At 42.6% G+C, this 17,605-nt stretch carries 12 protein-coding genes; all 12 read right to left on the bottom strand.

The window, feature by feature from the left end; translation table 11 throughout:
• Positions 1-367: 367 nt before the first annotated feature.
• The gene (locus L4C39_RS10440; RefSeq protein ID WP_429745759.1) at positions 368-946 is read right to left on the bottom strand and encodes an aminodeoxychorismate/anthranilate synthase component II; all 579 of its coding nucleotides are present in this window, start codon (positions 944-946) and stop codon (positions 368-370) included.
• A 151-nt stretch (positions 947-1,097) separates the two neighbouring features.
• The gene (locus L4C39_RS10435; RefSeq protein WP_429745757.1) at positions 1,098-1,994 is read right to left on the bottom strand and encodes an endonuclease I family protein; all 897 of its coding nucleotides are present in this window, start codon (positions 1,992-1,994) and stop codon (positions 1,098-1,100) included.
• Between the two features lie 47 nt (positions 1,995-2,041).
• Positions 2,042-5,443 carry an ExeM/NucH family extracellular endonuclease gene (locus L4C39_RS10430; protein ID WP_429745755.1) on the bottom strand — a complete coding sequence of 1,134 codons (3,402 nt, stop codon included), beginning with the start codon at positions 5,441-5,443 and terminating at the stop codon, positions 2,042-2,044.
• Between the two features lie 111 nt (positions 5,444-5,554).
• Positions 5,555-8,854 (bottom strand): ExeM/NucH family extracellular endonuclease, encoded by a 3,300-nt coding sequence (locus L4C39_RS10425; protein WP_429745753.1) that lies wholly within the window; start codon positions 8,852-8,854, stop codon positions 5,555-5,557.
• 22 nt (positions 8,855-8,876) lie between these two features.
• Positions 8,877-9,986, bottom strand: coding sequence for a porin (locus L4C39_RS10420; RefSeq protein ID WP_261888794.1), 1,110 nt, complete (start codon positions 9,984-9,986; stop codon positions 8,877-8,879).
• 440 nt (positions 9,987-10,426) lie between these two features.
• Positions 10,427-11,446 carry a tryptophan--tRNA ligase gene (trpS, locus tag L4C39_RS10415; protein WP_429745751.1) on the bottom strand — a complete coding sequence of 340 codons (1,020 nt, stop codon included), beginning with the start codon at positions 11,444-11,446 and terminating at the stop codon, positions 10,427-10,429.
• A 148-nt stretch (positions 11,447-11,594) separates the two neighbouring features.
• Positions 11,595-12,281, bottom strand: coding sequence for a phosphoglycolate phosphatase (locus L4C39_RS10410; RefSeq protein ID WP_429745749.1), 687 nt, complete (start codon positions 12,279-12,281; stop codon positions 11,595-11,597).
• 115 nt (positions 12,282-12,396) lie between these two features.
• The gene (gene rpe, locus L4C39_RS10405; protein WP_017052570.1) at positions 12,397-13,071 is read right to left on the bottom strand and encodes a ribulose-phosphate 3-epimerase; all 675 of its coding nucleotides are present in this window, start codon (positions 13,069-13,071) and stop codon (positions 12,397-12,399) included.
• Between the two features lie 125 nt (positions 13,072-13,196).
• Positions 13,197-14,051 (bottom strand): Dam family site-specific DNA-(adenine-N6)-methyltransferase, encoded by an 855-nt coding sequence (locus L4C39_RS10400; protein WP_017052571.1) that lies wholly within the window; start codon positions 14,049-14,051, stop codon positions 13,197-13,199.
• A gap of 69 nt (positions 14,052-14,120) precedes the next feature.
• The gene (locus L4C39_RS10395; protein ID WP_429745746.1) at positions 14,121-15,716 is read right to left on the bottom strand and encodes an AAA family ATPase; all 1,596 of its coding nucleotides are present in this window, start codon (positions 15,714-15,716) and stop codon (positions 14,121-14,123) included.
• A gap of 117 nt (positions 15,717-15,833) precedes the next feature.
• On the bottom strand, positions 15,834-16,922 hold the full coding sequence (gene aroB / locus L4C39_RS10390) for a 3-dehydroquinate synthase (RefSeq protein WP_429745744.1): 1,089 nt from the start codon (positions 16,920-16,922) through the stop codon (positions 15,834-15,836).
• 23 nt (positions 16,923-16,945) lie between these two features.
• The gene (gene aroK, locus L4C39_RS10385) at positions 16,946-17,464 is read right to left on the bottom strand and encodes a shikimate kinase AroK (RefSeq protein ID WP_017052574.1); all 519 of its coding nucleotides are present in this window, start codon (positions 17,462-17,464) and stop codon (positions 16,946-16,948) included.
• Positions 17,465-17,605 lie beyond the last annotated feature (141 nt).

The following is a 17,605-nucleotide window of genomic DNA, read 5'->3' as shown; positions in this document are numbered from 1 at the left end:
ATTTTATGAAATCGATGAGGGTTTCATTATGATGAATATTTTGTTTGGCATTTCTACTAATGCAGCATTGTATTTACATTTAATTAACTATTTCAATAGTAGATTGTTCTTTTACTTGCAGAAATAATAGTTCAAAGCTCACTATATGTGACTACTTATGCAGCAATCAAATCGTTTTATGAATTTTTTTCCGGATAAATTGCGTGCTAGTAATTATTAAATGAGGAAATACAAGGCATAGAAGAGGATCGAGGGATATAGCGCGAATAAACTTGCATAGAATATCCACAATAAAATAGATGAAGAAAATGTTAAGAAAAGTGATCCGAGTCAGGTGTTGGAGCGTAATGAATAGCCAAAAACAGGACTATCGTAAAAGGAAATTTGCCAGTAATTGATGGCCTTGCTCTGTTTTAATGGATTCCGGATGAAACTGAACCGCATCAATCGCGAGGGTTTTATGTTGATAGCCCATGATCTCATCCATGCTTCCATCTTCAAGCTCTGTCCACGCTGTCAGTTCAAAACAATCAGGCAACGTGTCATTTTTTACCACTAGGGAGTGATAGCGTGTCACGGTCAAAGGGTTGTTCAGCGTTTTAAACACACTTTTTCCTGTGTGTTTAATGGGAGAGGTTTTACCATGCATAACCTGTCTTGCACGCACCACTTCGCCACCGAAAACTTGAGCAATCGCTTGATGCCCTAAACAAACCCCCATAATCGGCAATTTTCCTGCAAAATACTCGATAACTTCAAGTGAGATCCCCGCGTCATTCGGAGTACAAGGCCCAGGGGAGATCACTAAATGGGTCGGCGCTAACGCTTCAATACCCGCAATATCGATTTCATCATTACGCACAACGTTCACTTCCGCGCCTAACTCACAAAAATATTGGTATAGGTTGTAGGTAAATGAGTCGTAATTGTCGATGATTAGTAGCATGGGAAGTATCGATTACTCTATAGGAAACAGGCGAATAGATGGTGTATTGTGCAGTACCGAGAGGGAAAGGCAAGTGTTTATCATAATCTTATATGGATCTGTGTATTTTTGATCAAAAAAAGGAGCGTATAAATACGCCCCTTTAACATGACTATTTCGTACAGTCTTTTCTGAAGATATTTTCGCCCCATTGAGGGTTGTCTACGAATGGATTTCGGTTACCTTGAATACCTTGAATTTTGCTATTACGGTTAAATTCAAAGTGATCCACAGGATCTTGAGAGCTCCACTCCAATAGGACACAAACGTTACCCAAAGCGGTTCCGTTATCCGTCACGCTGGAAACTAGTTCAAGATCTGGATTAGCAGCATCGCTACTATCTTTTCCTTCATAGCGAGTCGCCATGTAAAACATCATACGAGCTACGTCCCCTTTCACAGCGTCACGCGGCTCAAACGAGTCTCCATCTTTCTTGTTTCCTGCTGCTGGTGATTCTGATGTAGGAGAGCCTCCATTATCAAATTCTAAATTCCCACGCTCACTATTTATTGATGCATCTGTTGGGCGAAGGTGATGGATATCAGTATATGCAGATGCTCTGCTGTCGTTAAACCCACCATTTGACTTAGGATACGAGTGCTCACGGTTCCATGCATCACCATCATTATTACCGCTACTGCTGAACGTTTTCAGCTGAGAGCGCCCTGTGTACATCAAAATAACGTTCTTTGGATCATTAGGATCTTCATCGGTAATACCTAGCGCCCCCCAAACGTCACTGTATGAAAGCTTGGTAATACCTGTCGAGATAATATTATTCAGCGCAAGCTTCAGCTCATCGCCAGTTTTATCAAGCGCACTATCGTAATAACCATCTGGATTATGAATTTCACCCGGTGGAATTGGTGGCTCAACAGGCTCTTTAATCGTCATTTCACAGGTTAGCGTTGGTAGCCCACCTACCACATGAGGATCATGCGCCTGTTCATAAGCTGCATTAGCACCGAATGCACACGGAATAAGTAAAGTCAGTAGTGTCTTTTTCATACTTTTATTTTAGGGGCGACAGAGCCCCTACTCCTTAATGCAGTAAGTTACTTGCTCAAACGACGACGTAGGAAACCAAGGCCCAATAAACTCAATAAGCCACCGAATCCAAATGAACCACCACTGCTGCCGCTACTAGCAGTTTGAGTAACAGACATTTGCTTAGTTTCGAGTACACTTCCTTCTACCGACGTTGTTACTGTGTAGTCACCAACTTCGAGGCTAGAAATTGCTACTTCAGTCCAACCTAGTGCAATTTCAAACTGATCAAGCGTGTCTTTTTGTACATTTGAAGATGTCGCAACAAAACCCGAATCTGCATTACTAAAGCTCACAGAAACCTCATCGCCCACCTTCAAATAAGCAGAGTTAGAGTAATTGGTTAAGTCAACAAAGTAGTTAAAGGTACCATTTGCAACTGGCGTTTCTGTGCGAGGTTCATTGATAGGCTCAGAAGGCAGTTCAATTGGCGTACCAGGGGCAATCGGCTTATCCGGATCTGGGTAAACAGGGTCCACCGGATCTAGTGGTTTACCATTGAATGCAATTGACAGTACAACCGGATCGTTTTGCGCTGAGCGGAATGCATCAGAATACTTCTGTCCTACTTCATAGCCCGCTGAAAGTAACTCAGATTCAGAAGCATTAATATTCCAGTGAGTTGCGTCAACCACTTTAGACTTCAATCCTGCAGATGTCAGGATATAGTCTAGGCTGCCATTCGCATCACCACGAACAGCGTTAAAGCTATTAGGATCAACAATCGCTAATACATTTTCATAGCCATAAGTTTTGGTAATATCAGCCCCTGCATCACCATGTAGAGGAGTATCACCGACAAAAGTATTGGCTGCTGCTGTGATCTTGTAATCTTCAGGAGCAGAAGTGCGATCAGTTAGAACCGTAATCGCATCTTCCTTAGTGTAAGCATTTAAGCTACCAAGAATAATTTTTTCACCACTCATGTCTGCCAGTTGCTGACCAAGATAGTCTGCCGCCGATACACGTAAGTCAGCACAACCACCTTGACGCTCTAAAGCATCATCACTTAAGCAAGTTTCACCACGGTCAGCGAAGTGGCTAACGGCAAGGGTTAACGTTTCGTCACGATCTTTAAATGAAAATACTGGTACAACCGCATCATGCTGAGCAATCACAGTATCGTCTTCTAAATGCTGCTCAGGCATAGGGATCACAGTTAATGACTCAAGACCAACCTTACTAGGACGGAAGATAACGTAGCTGCTTGTCGCAAGTTCACCAACATTCGTTAAGCCTTCAGCACTTGCAATGTTGTACTTCTGCTCTTCTTCTAACTCTGCATTAAGTTGAGTGACTAAGTAAGAAATGGCAGAGCTTTCACCAAACCCATTGTTCTCGATTTCCATCAAGCCAACAATATCAGCATTTAATAGGGTAAGAGCCTTCACAAGCTTTTGAGTTTGATGATCAAATTCAGTTGAGCTTTGTGCACCTGCTGATGCATCAAGTGCTAGGAAATCATTCGTTTCACCGCCGCCTTGAACACTATTGAAATATTGGTTGGCATTGAATGTTGCTACGCGGATATCACCTTCTTTCAAATCAGGCGCTACATCTCGGTTATTACCACGAGCCATAAAGGTGTCGTTATTTGCTTCTTCTGTAACAAAAATACGGTAATCAGAGTACGAGTAGCCTACGACACCTTGAAGGTTATTTGCACGGTCACCTACACGGATAAAGTCTTCCGTTGAGCCATTTTGGTCTACATCTGTATTACCAAAGTCAGGGTACCACGTTGGTATACCAACCGTATCTTTCGCTAAAGACTCGACGACAAGACGCGCATCATCATTACAATCAGCCGCTTGATCGGCCTCTTGCGTACCTGGGAAGAAAGCTTGGTTTGGATGAACGTTCGCTTTACCTTGTGCTAATACCATGTTGAAGCGTTTAGGGCCATCATCCATACTGTAGCTACGCGATACTTTCATATCAGAAATTGAAGTCAGCTTAACTAGCATGCCTTCGTGGCGCTCTAAGGTAAAATCAAACTCAGGATCACTATCAAGTCTCTGAACTTCTGTTGCAGAAACCGTACCTGTCCCATTTTTTACAACGGCAGTTGCTGGAATCTGTGTCCAACCATATTTTTCTTCAACCGGGCCTGTAACGGCCACTTTGTCACCAATCGAAAGATCGGCCACACTAGCAACAACAAAAATACCATCAGATGTTTTTGGATCAGAATCTGGCGTTTCATCTTGCATAAAGAAGCCAACAGCACCATCAGTATCAAGCGCTTCACCTTGAATTGCGGTGATCACACCTTCGACAGTGAAAACGTCATCTGAGATGAATTTACCATTTGCAGGGTCTGTATGTGGAGATGCCCAAGAGTCGCCTTGTAGCGCACTGATTAATGTATCTGGTGTTGGATCTGGGTCAGGGTCAGGATCTGGGCCCGGAGGTGTAGCGCCGTCTACTTTTCCTAAGCTATCGTAGAAATCTGCATCACCTTTTTTAGACTGATCCCAATCATTGCTGTCAAAGGTGATAGATGGAGAAGATAAATCTTTACGACGCAGTGATAAGTTTTCAAAAACATCTGCGGCATCTGAAGCAACAAAGCCCACAATATCAAGATGCTCACTACCTTTCGCTAAGACAACTGCATCACCACCTTTACCATTGAATCCAAGATCATACGTATGATCGACAACATCTGGATACTTACCAGCTAGTTGACTATGTGCAATCACATAAACACCACCAGCTTCGAGTGTGCCAGAAAGAGCGAGCTCTTTCGGTGCACCACCAGAGCCTTGGTTATTATATTCAATGATTTTATACTCTGATAAATCAATGGCTTCACTAGTACCGTTGTATAATTCAACGGCTTTATCGTTACCATTTTCAATCAGTTCAGAGATCAAAACAGCACCGCTACTACCTTCACCAAGCTCTACTTTGCCTATATCGGCCCAGTCATCCGTAGCTAAAACTTCAAATTTAGTGGCGTCGTAAGTCGTACTCGGTGACATATCTGTACGTTTAAGAGTGACATTTTCGTTAAACTTCTCACCATCAATGTTTCCTAGAATATCGACGACAACACCATCTTTTTGCAATGAAATCGCGTCATTTCCGTTATAGTAAGTTACAGTACCAAAGTCATTCGCTAGCGCTTTTAACTCATCCGAAGCACTCGAATTAGCCACAACATAAGTATCACCAGACTGAAGGGTGATACCTGCTAGATCAAATGGATTTTTCCAATCGCCAGCGCCATTCGATTCAATCATTAAGCTATAACCATCTAAAGTGATGGCAGAAGAACCTACATTGGCTATTTCAATCGCTTTATTGCTTTTAGAGCCTTCAACGACCTCTGTGATAACTACATTTGCGTATACACTCGGTGCAATCACAGCACCAATCGCTGCCGCTATTAAACTTTTTTTCATTGTTAAACCTCATGGGTAAACAAGTTTCATACATCGGTAATCTCACGTTCTATTACCGAAATTCATGTAATAAAAAGGGCTAGCGCCAAAAGCGCTAGCCCTTAAGTCAGATTACTGACGACGGCGACGTAAGAAGCCAAAGCCGAACAGTGACAATAGAGCGCCAAATCCAAACGCACCACCTGAACCATCGTATGATGGTGTAGTTGGTTTAACATTGCTTGAATCACGCTTATCAACCGTTACCGCAACCGATTTGCTATCAATGACAGTCACATCACCTGCAGCTCTTGACATTTCAGTACGTGTTAGCTTCATACCAAACGTAAACTCACCAGTAGGAAGTCCAACGACGTCAAACATTACGGTTTGATTGCCATCTTCTGTAAGGGTCACTTTAGGTAAAGAAACACCTTCAGGCATTGGCGAGATAGTAAGCTCCGCGACATCACCACTCATAGGCAGTTCAGCATCACGCTTCGCCGTAATCTCAGCTTTTTCCTCATCAGTCAGAGCAGCAAAATTATCTGGCAACTCAGACTGTGTAACACTAATTGCATAAGGAACATCTGCACGGCTGCTCTTCACTGCAATGTGCATCCCAGCTTCACCATATTTGTAGCCTAGAGATACCATTGCTGGATCGTGGTCTGATGAACGAATTGGTGTTTGCTCATAAAACGGGTTTTCAGTTTCGTTTGACGATTTTTTGTAGTTGCTGTAATCGTTCAATGAAGACTCAGCCGCGTTGATGTGCCAATCAGCCGCATCAACTAAACGATCTTTCAATGAAGGCGTAATTAACAGGTGATCCAACGAGCCAATCTCATTGTTGTATGAGTAACTCCATGCGGTTTTACCTTCAGGTGTTTTAAGATCAACAGCGTTCAAGTAACCAAATGTGGTATTGATTTTTTGACCATTTTTCTCAAATACATCTTTACCTACAAATGTATAGCTTGAAGCATAAATTTCTTTTTTAGTTGGGTTATCTGTTAGCACCAACATCGGATCTTCGTAGGTGTAAGAGTTCATGTCACCAAGGATAACTTGATCACCACCGATCTTCGCCATTTCTGTACCTAACTGGTAAGCAGCAGATACACGGAAGTTCTCACATGAACCTTGGTAATCATCGTTACGAACATCATCATTTACTGGGTCAAAGTTATCCCACTGATCCCAACCTACCCAATCTTCATGACATGTAGAGCCTTTAGATTTCAAGTGGTTAATCGCAACCGTTAGTGTTTTACCGGTATTAAGAACATTGAACGTCGCAGCAACTGAATTACGTTGATAGTTGTCACCACTTTCACGAACTTCGCCTTTATCATCAATAAGGGCACCACCTTCTGGATATTCAACGACCGGAGCGTGCTGCTCTGGCATTTGAATAATTTGACCAGCAACAATCGACACTTTAGACGGACGGTAAATTACGCCCGATGTGATTGCATCGGAACCTATAGTGTCATTTTCATCAAGAATCGTATCGCCATTACTATCAAAGCCTACAAAGACATAACGATTATGGATTGAGTTTTGATCGCCACGGTTTGCGTAATCTTCTTCGTCATACTTGGCATTTACCGCTGCAAGTAATGTTTTGAGCGAGCCAAAGTCACCAAAACCGTTATTCTCAATTTCCATTAAACCAAGAATATCAGCATCTAAACCATAAATAGCTTCAACAATTTTAGCTTTCTGACGTTCATACTCAATTTCAGTCTTAGCACCACGGTTATCACCAAACTTATTATCACTACCGCCATAAGGAGAGTTGAAAAGGTTCAATACGTTTTGTGTTGCTACCTTAATAGTAAAGCCGTCATCGTACTGCTCATCTACAATGTCATATTCGCCAGTATCATCACCATACTTATTTTTCTTCGACTCTGGACGTGGTGTGTTTGGAGTAATATCAGATGTTTGCATCTGATAACCACCCGCTTCAGGATCTTTTACAACTAAACGATATTCATCGTAAGTGTAAGCAATAACACCTTCAACATTCTTAATGCCATCATTAATACGAATAGGCTTGTCATAGCTAAAGTCAGCGTAGTAAGGGATCTTACCGTTACTCGGTGCTTTTTCGCTTTCTAAGAACAGAGTTGCGTCGCGGTTTTGTTCAATCTTCGAGAGCGACTCAAAGCTACCCGCCACATATTCTTGGTTCGGGTGGAAGTTAGGCTCTTCATACGCCAAAGCAAGGTTATTACGGAATTTACCTTTATGGTAAAGCTCAAAATCGAACGCAAATGCACGAGTCACGCGCATGTCTTGGTTGCCTGCTTTCACATCATCCATGTCTTCAACAAGTTTGACTAACATGCCTTCATGACGCTCTAAGGTTTTAGCAAAAGACCCACCATCTTCAGGCAGACGCTTTAGATCTACAGGGCTTGGTGGCGTAATACTGTTACCCGTCTCAACGATATCTTCAGTTAATGAAAGCTGAGTTTGACCATAGTATTCACGAACCTGCCCTACAACCGTCACTTCTTTACCGACTTCAGGCGAAGTGCTTGAAAAAACAAATAGACCGTCAGAGGTTAGCGGGTTGCCATCGTTATCGTATAGGAAAAAGCCTTTAGAAAGACCACTACCTGCACTTGGTAGAGCGTAACCAACATAAGCTGTGAGTTTGTAAGTCGCTTCTGTTTGATAGAATTTCTCTTCACTCAGTGGGGTTCCAAATTCCTCTTCAATTAAAGGAGAGAACATACCACTACCTTGAACTTCAGCTAAGGTCACTTCTGTCGGTGGTGTTGGTGGTGGCGGTGGCGTTTCTAACGTCGGTAGACCTAAATCAGTGTATACATCAGACCCCATATTCGCCCAATGTAGAACTTCGTACGTTTTATCTGGCGTTATCGCATCATTTGTTCGACGGAAAGTAACTTCTTTCCCCCATGCAGTACCATCCACACCAATAATATCGTGAATAACCGTGGCATCGGTGTCAGAACCGATCCAAACTGCATCATCGCCGTTAAAGTTTAGAGCATCGTGTCCAATAGCAGTACCGCCACTAGCATCGTTATAACTACCTGAATAGATAATATTCGCACCATTAACGGCTACCGCTGCTTTAAGTTCCGATGTCGCGTTATCTGCAACAACAACGATTGATTTACCCGCAGGAATCACCACACCGCTCAATACTGGTGTTGAGTCATCTGGTTTCAATACTTTGTTCTTGTATTGACTATAATACAAAGCATGATCTGTGAATGTGAAATCAGTAGAACCAAAGTTTGTAATTTCAACTGCGCTGTTTACGGCATACGCATCAACACTTGATTCAACATACTCTGTAATCACAATATCATTGATATCGGCCAGCGCAGCACCACTTAATACACTGCTAATCGCACCAGCGAGTAGAGTCATTTTTTTATTCATTTTCATATTCTCTCTGATTTAATTAGAAGTAAACGCGCGCGTATGCGTAAGCATCTTGTGCTGCTTCACCAGTATTCATCTCTAAAGCAATGACACTTGATTTAGTCGGTTTGTAGTTCACACCAATGGTTCCCCAAGTGCGCTCATCGCCCCAGCTATACTTATCTTCACCACTTGCAGCTTGCTCATTCTTATTAGCAATCGCCCACTTTTCATACTCTTCGAAGTTGTATGATGCTGTGAATTCCCACTGTGGAGTAAAGATGTATTTAGCTGAGACTAAGTAACCTTTGTTTTCTTGAGTTTCAAATTCGTTGTATTGGTTTACATCATTATCGTCATCATTATCAGCACAGTTAGCAATACAGACAGCATCAGTGGTTGAGACATCTTCATCTTCAAAGAAGGCATTCACACCGATATGAATTTGATCAGTTGCAGCAAAACGCGCACCGAAACCAACTAAGCGCTGCTCGCCGTATTTAGATTCACCGTCAGAGCCTGCGCGACCTTCCATTCCAACAACTGCAGAGAAACGCTCGCCAAAGTAGCCAACGTAGCCGTTCACCACTTCACCCAGTTTAGAGCCTGAAGATGACTCACTGTCGTAACTGTATGACGCGCCCACTTTGATAACATCAAAATACAGACCTTCGTATTTCACTGTCATGTCTTGGTCGCCCGCTTCACCCGTCTCTACCGTAGTATCGAAAGTAAAGTCACCCCATTTATCGTAATCATCAAATGCAGTATCCGTTAAACCGGCTTCAATGTAGTGCGAGTAACCTTGAGTTTGGTAAAGGTCATAACCCAAGAACACTTTATCAATCGCTAGAACCATATCGCCAGAACCGTATTTCCAGTTTTCGCGCTCATAATCTAGCTCTAGGCGGTAATGCATTTTTCCATTAAGGCCTTTTACGCCCATTGTGGCAAAAGAGTCATCAATAAAACTCTGGTCTTTATAAAACTCACCGTACTCGTAATCTGCACCAATGTGCCCACCAACGCCTACTTCACCGTAAAGCTTTAGAAAATCACCATTGTCATTTTTATAGATGGTTGCTGCGTTTGCACCGCAAGCAATAAAAAGCGAAGACAACGCAATCGCTATTGCATTTCTCTGGGTCATATCAATGTCCTTGTTGACTCATATTCATTTCGTATGATTATTAGATGTTCGCCTCACCAATAGAGAGCACAAATCAATAAAAGGCATGAATAGACAAATCAAGCTTTCAAATTGACGGCAGCACACATAAACACGCGCGGAGTAAAGGCTCTAAATACTGAGAGAAAGTCGAATATCACACTTTAGTATGACAATAAGAAGTCACATCCATATTTTGTGCGATTGACATCACGCTTGAGAATGCAACTTTATGACGAGAAATATCGTTTCAACAGAAATAGGTATTATTATGAGAATTATCTTTAACAGATTACATTATCTTGATCTAGATCCCGGTTTTATAAATCATACAACTTTGAATAATCAGTAATTTAGCGACACCTAATAAAAAACCACCTAATATAAGGTGGTTTTTTATAAATACTCAAAAAGCGTTAAATCTATGGGCGAGTAACGAATCCGACCGCTTCATACGCTTTTTTCAGCGTGACTGCCGCGCGTTCAGATGCTTTTTCAGCACCAGCTTTCATCACTTCATCCATGTAAGCTCGATCGGCACGGATACGATGATATTCAGACTGGATAGGAGTGAGCATTTCAATTAATGCCGCACCAACATCCTTCTTAAACGGTCCGTACATCTCTACGCCTTGGTATTGAGCTTCGATCTCTTCGAACGTTTTACCTGTTGCCGCAGAGTACAGACCCATTAGGTTCGAAATACCGGCTTTGTTTTCCCAATCATGTGCAATACGTGGTGGAGTTTCGGCATCTGTCTGCGCTTTGTTGATCTTCTTCTGAATCGATTTCGGGTCTTCAAGCAAAGTAATGACGTTCTTACGATTATCATCCGACTTAGACATTTTCTTCGTTGCATCTTGCAGGCTCATCACACGAGCATTCACTGTTGGAATGTACGGTTCTGGCACTTGGAAAATACCTTGCTCTTCACTTCCGTATAAATTGTTAAAACGGTTAGCGATATCACGAGCCAATTCTAAATGCTGCTTCTGATCGCTGCCTACAGGAACTTGGTGCGCACCATAAAGTAAAATATCTGCCGCCATTAATACTGGGTAGTTGAACAAACCAGCATTAATGTCATTTGCGTAGCGTTTTGATTTATCTTTGAACTGAGTCATACGGCTCAGCTCTCCCATTTGAGTGTAGCAATTTAGAAGCCAACCAAGCTGAGCATGCTCTGGTACGTGAGACTGAACAAATAGCGTGCTCTTCTTAGGATCAACACCAACCGCGAGACAAATTGCTAATGCATCTAATGTTGCTTCATGCAGCGCTTTAGGATCTTGACGAACCGTGATCGCATGAAGATCAACAACACAGTATTGGCAATCATAGTCGTCTTGCATCTGTTGCCATTGACGTAGAGCACCCAAGTAGTTACCGATACTTAGTTCACCAGACGGTTGAACACCACTTAATACGATGGGTCTGCTCATAGTTGTGATTCCTTATTACTAACTTTCAAACTGAGAATTGAAATGAATTCTATATTAGATTAAACCGCATTCACTTATGATATACGGTCTTTGCAGTGTACTCATTGGCGAGTATTTTACTAGTCGAAGTTATCAACTTTTCGCCGCTTTAGGCAGAAACCATAACGACATCGACTAATTGTTGAATATCATCGGCGATATAGCCTGGGTTTGAGGCTGAAATTGGCTCGCCATGGTTATAACCATACGTTAAGCCAAATGAAGCACAGCCCGCGTTCTTAGCCGCTAAAATGTCATTTTTTGAGTCGCCCACCATCAACATCTGTTCAGCACTGACGCTGTGTTTTTCAAGTAACCAATTCAATGCAATAGGGTCTGGCTTACGAACCGGAAATGAATCGCCACCGATGACATCGGTAAAGTACTTGGCGATATCATGTTGCGCCAATACCTCTGGCACAAAGACTGATGGTTTATTGGTGACTAACGCCAATATAAAACCCGCTTGGTGCAGTGTTTTCAATGTTTGTTGGACGTTTGAATACAGATGACTCAGTTTATGCCCGCCTTGTGCGTAAAACTCATCGAATCGGATACGAGCATCCGCTTTTAGTTCATCACTCAACTCAGGGCTGATATCCAAGCTTTGGCTTAGCGCACGGCCAATCAAAATATCCGCCCCATTGCCCACATAATCACGAACTTGTTCTTCGGTAACCGCTGGAAAACCTAATGACTGACACGCCTTATCCGCTGCGACCGCTAAATCAGGCACGCTATCAAGCAATGTTCCGTCTAAATCAAAGGCAATAAGTTTAATGTTACTCAGAGTCATGGTGAGCTTCCTAGCGTCGTATTTTGGTTGGAAAACTAAAAAGGAGCGACAGTTCGCTCCTTATATCAAAGGTAATCAAAACAAGTCGTCCGATTACCATCATCTATTTTTACGATTAACGCTTAACTTTTGCAAGCTCTGCACGCATTTCGTCAATCACTTCTTTGTAATCAGGACGATTAAAAATAGCAGAACCCGCAACAAACATATCGGCACCCGCTTCTGCAATTTCACGGATGTTATCTACTTTAACACCGCCATCAATTTCTAAGCGGATTTCACGGCCTGACTCATCAATCATTTTACGAACGGCGCGTAGCTTATCTAACGTGTTTGGAATGAAAGATTGGCCACCAAAACCTGGGTTCACAGACATCAGTAGAATCATATCCACTTTATCCATGATGTAATCCAAGCAAGAAAGCGGCGTCGCAGGGTTTAGCACAACACCCGCTTTACAGCCATTTTCTTTTATCAGTTGAAGAGTACGATCGATATGCTCAGAAGCTTCCACATGGAAAGTGATCATCGTTGCGCCTGCTTTAGCAAACTCAGGAACGATGCTATCCACTGGCTTAACCATTAGGTGTACATCAATTGGAGCTGTAATGCCGTAATCGCGAAGCGCTTTACAGATTGGCGCACCAAAAGTCAGGTTAGGTACGTAGTGGTTGTCCATGACATCAAAGTGAACAACATCAGCACCGTCAGCGAGTACTTTTTCTACGTCTTGACCAAGACGAGCAAAATCTGCAGAGAGAATAGATGGTGCAATGAGAAAATCTTTCATACCTGACCTCTTAAGGCTAATAAGTTAGCTCACAAAATGTGAGTGAGTTGCGACAAATTTCGGGCGCAATTCTACCTAAGCAATCGTTTAGATCCTAGCTTTGAGGTCATATAGTTGGAGAAATGTTAGCTTTCGCTAGATGGCTCTTGGGTTAAAGCATTCTTCTGATCATGAAAAAGTGCCAGTAATTCATCGACTTTATTACGGCTACCACCATTTCGGCTGATGGTACGCTTTACTTTTACCACGTTAAGCTCAGCACCATGATACAAACGTCGAGTCAATGTTGTGTCATGATTGGAGATAAGCACAGGGATCCCTCGTTCAAAGGCGGCTTTTTCTGCAACATCAGCAAGGGCAGCTTGATCATCGAGTGAAAAACCATTTCCTGCGTATGAAGTGAAGTTGGCCGTTGTCGACAGCGGTGCATAAGGCGGATCGCAATACACAACACAACCTTTACGTGCTCGACTAAAGGTTTCTGAATAACCTTCACATACAAAAGTCGCTTTCTTCGCTTTCTCAGCAAAGAAGATCAGTTCTTTTTCAGGGAAGTACGGTTTTTTATACGATCCAAATGGGACATTAAACCCACCCTTTTTGTTATAACGACATAGACCATTGAAACCAAAACGGTTCATATACAGAAAAGCCAACGAGCGATAAAAAATATCATCCGTTTGATTAAATTGCGCTCGAACGTCTAGGTATACTTCTTTGCGATTATATTCAGGCGTGAAAAAACGTTTTGCTTCCGTAATGTAAGCTTGAGGAGACTCCTTAATCAGATTATACAAATTAATCAGATCAGGGTTAATATCGGCGAGAAGGTAGTGATCGTAATCTGTGTTTAAAAACACGGAGCCAGCCCCAACAAAAGGCTCGACTAATTTACGTGCAGGCGGCAGATGACGCTGTATGTCCTCAACTAGGCCATATTTACCACCAGCCCATTTTAGAAATGCTCTCTGCTTTTTCATTTACCGCTCTACTTACCAACCACAAAATAAGGCTGCGGAATGTAACATATTTTGCCAAGAAGCTCAGTGTTATTTCGCACGTTCTATCTCTCTATGTACTTGATTCATAGATTTAGCCCAAGGACCAAGATTTTGAAGCGCTTTTGGTAGCGTTTCTACCGCATCTCGAGCCAATTGAATGGTTGGATAATCTTGATAGGTCACGATATACCAATCTTGACCATTACGAGCGGTTGGATACACACGAACTTGCTGCTGGATATTGTTATCTTCAATAAATACTTGAACATCTTCCATAGAGTTCATTGCGGCAAGCTGAAGTGTATAGCTGCGTGGTGACAAGGCTTTCAGCTCATCTCTCGCAAAGGAGAAGGTGATGACTTTGTTCGGAGCAGCTTGCTCTTCATTTACTGCAATCGCGGCTGTTGCGTCTGCAATAGCACTTTGCGTGTCTGCGGCTTCAGTCGAGTCAACAGCAGGCTCTGCTGCTTGCTGTGATCTCTTCATAGCATCCACGACAGCATTATCAATTACGCTAGTATCAACTGAGCTGGTATCAGCGGCGTCAGTCTCAATCACATCGCGACCAATGCTATCGGACTTACCATCTAACAGGGCATCAACCACATCTGATGTGATCACCACTCTCTGTTGAGAAGGCTCTGTAAATCCAACACTTGCTGTTTTACTTACGACGTTAGGCGGCAATGCTAAAGAATCATCTTCCGCCCCTGCGTAGTTGTCATCCACCTCAGTCTCTTGATTTAGTCGGTTAACCGAGCTCGATGTAGACGACGTCGATGCAGATAAGCTCGCCTCAGGTTCTGAGACGACCGTTAACTCTAAATTGGGTACAATGGCTTGCTCAGGATCTTCTGGCATTGGCTGACTTAACAACCACCAATAACCACCCCCAATCATGATGATGAGCAACAAGACGACCATCGAAATTCGAACTGGCGAACCCACCATTGCCTGAATAATAATCCTTTTTTCCACTTTCAGATCCCCCAAAGCCATTAACTCACCGGGTAATGGTTTTGTTTTTTTGAATGCTGAACGAACTCGTTTCTCCATATCATCAGCAACATAACGTACCACTAATGATTCAAAAAACTGTTCGGCCTCCCTGGCTGACAATGCATCAATTTCAATGTCGATCGGTTTATGTTCTTGCCCATAACTTAAGCGAGTAAGTAAAGGATCTAAACAGTTCGACTCTGTAAAGAGGACGACATTGATATTCCACAAGCTATTATGCTGCGCTTCTAAAACCAATAACCATAGTTCAGAAACTAAGATTTCACTCAACAAATGAGCATCATCAATCACGATCACCACATCGACAGCATCGCCATCTAACAGGCGTTGTAAGCTATCAACGAGAGGATCGTGTTGATTAAATAATGGATCAGAGACTAACTGACTCAGCAACATCGCACGGTGTTGCTCATCATTTTGGCTCGGATGACAAAGTAACAAACATTGGTTTTGATCTTGAGCCCACGCTTCTAAATAACGTTGGGCTAACCAAGATTTACCTGAACCTTTACCACCATCTACGGTAATCAAATTAGAACCAAAGTTCGTCAAGAGCTGCAGTCGTTCTAGCAACTCTATCTGAGATTCTAATTCTAATACTCGCATTTCATGAGCCAAACTCATCTAACATCCCTACTGGCTAGGTATTCGCAATTATGGATTGATTGCGATATAAAAGCACAAACAAGAAGGACGTTCACTCACCCCGATGATGCGAGAAAAGCAAAGAGTCCATCATTATTATATGTTGCGGCAAAAATCGATTGCTTGCTGAATCATCGCCTCAGGAACATCAGAGACCACACTTGCACTTCCGATTCCTGTCGGTAGAACTAAGCGAAGTTGCCCTGAAAGGACTTTCTTGTCTCGCATCATATGTTTCATAAAATCATCAAAAGACATGCTTTCTGGCGTATGTATTGGTAACTTCGCCTTCTTCAGTATAGAGATGATTTGTTCAAGCTGCTGCTGAGAAATAAGACCTTGTAACTGCGCGGTTTTCGCCGCCATGACCGTTCCTGAAGAAACCGCTTCACCATGCAGCCAATTACCATAACCTAGTTCCGCTTCAATCGCATGACCAAATGTATGACCTAGGTTCAATAACGCTCTGATTCCAGACTCTTTTTCATCTTGTGCAACGACTTCAGCTTTAATTTCGCAACAACGTGCAATTGCCGTAATCAGTGTCTCTTCATCCAGACGATATAAATCCTCTAAATGCTCATTCAACCATGAGAAGAATTCGCCATCATAAATAATGCCGTATTTAATCACTTCCGCCATGCCCGCTGCGAATTCACGCTCAGGTAACGTTGATAAGCAGTTGATATCGATAATGACAGACTGAGGTTGATAAAAAGCCCCAATCATATTTTTACCCATAGGATGGTTAACGGCTGTTTTTCCGCCAACAGAAGAGTCTACTTGCGACAAGAGTGTTGTTGGTATTTGAATGAAATCGACACCACGCTGATAACACGCAGCCGAAAATCCCACAAGATCACCAATCACTCCGCCACCTAATGCGATCACAACAACATCTCGTCCATAGTTGCCATCCAGCAAATAGCTCATCACTGAATTAAACGTATCAAGACTTTTGTATTGCTCACCATCAGGAAGTTCAAGCAGAGAGGCTTGGCATCCAACGTGTTCAAGTAAAGATAGGATTTTATCCGCATACAAAGGCCCGACGGTCACATTGCTGATCACGACGACTTTTTGTTTTGCCGACAAATAAGAAAGGTACGCCGGGTCGTCAAATAACCCGGCGCCAATAGAAATAGGGTAGCTACGCTCTGCTAGATTGACCGTAATCCGTTCCATGGTTTGATCTCCAAAAAATGAACTTAACGTTCTTCTAGCATTTTTACGATCTGGTTGGCTACCACTTTTGCACTTTGATCGTCAGTACGAACCGTATAGTCCGCCACTTCATCATAAAGTGTATTGCGTTCCACTGCTAAGTCTTCTAAAACTTCGCGTGGGTTGTCAGTTTGAAGTAAAGGACGCTTCTTGTCGCGGTTAGTGCGAGCAAGTTGCTTTTCTATCGTTGTCTCAAGATATACAACGATACCACGTGCAGATAGACGGTTACGGTTTTCTTTGCTCATCACTGAACCACCACCTGTCGCAAGAACAATACCCTGTTCTTGAGTCAAATCGTTGATTACAGATTCTTCGCGTTTACGGAAACCTTCCTCACCCTCAACATCGAATACCCAAGCGATATCAGCGCCAGTGCGCTCTTCGATTACAGTATCAGAGTCCAAAAACTCCATATGAAGTTGGGATGCTAGGTGTCTACCTATTGTACTTTTGCCGGCGCCCATCGGGCCAACAAGAAAAATATTGCGTTTCTCAGCCATGTTTAGCAGTAATTTACAACGTTAATTCAATGACATCGCCACAAGGTGTTCAGTATAAAAACTGAAATAATAAAGGCCTGTGGCACCAATTCCTCACAGATATCTCGTGATAAGACCCGAAATTATCAAGGTATGATGCCA

The sequence above is a fragment of the Vibrio clamense genome, from assembly GCF_050337905.1.
Lineage (GTDB): Bacteria > Pseudomonadota > Gammaproteobacteria > Enterobacterales > Vibrionaceae > Vibrio > Vibrio cortegadensis.
This window is presented reverse-complemented; position numbering and strand designations above follow the sequence as displayed.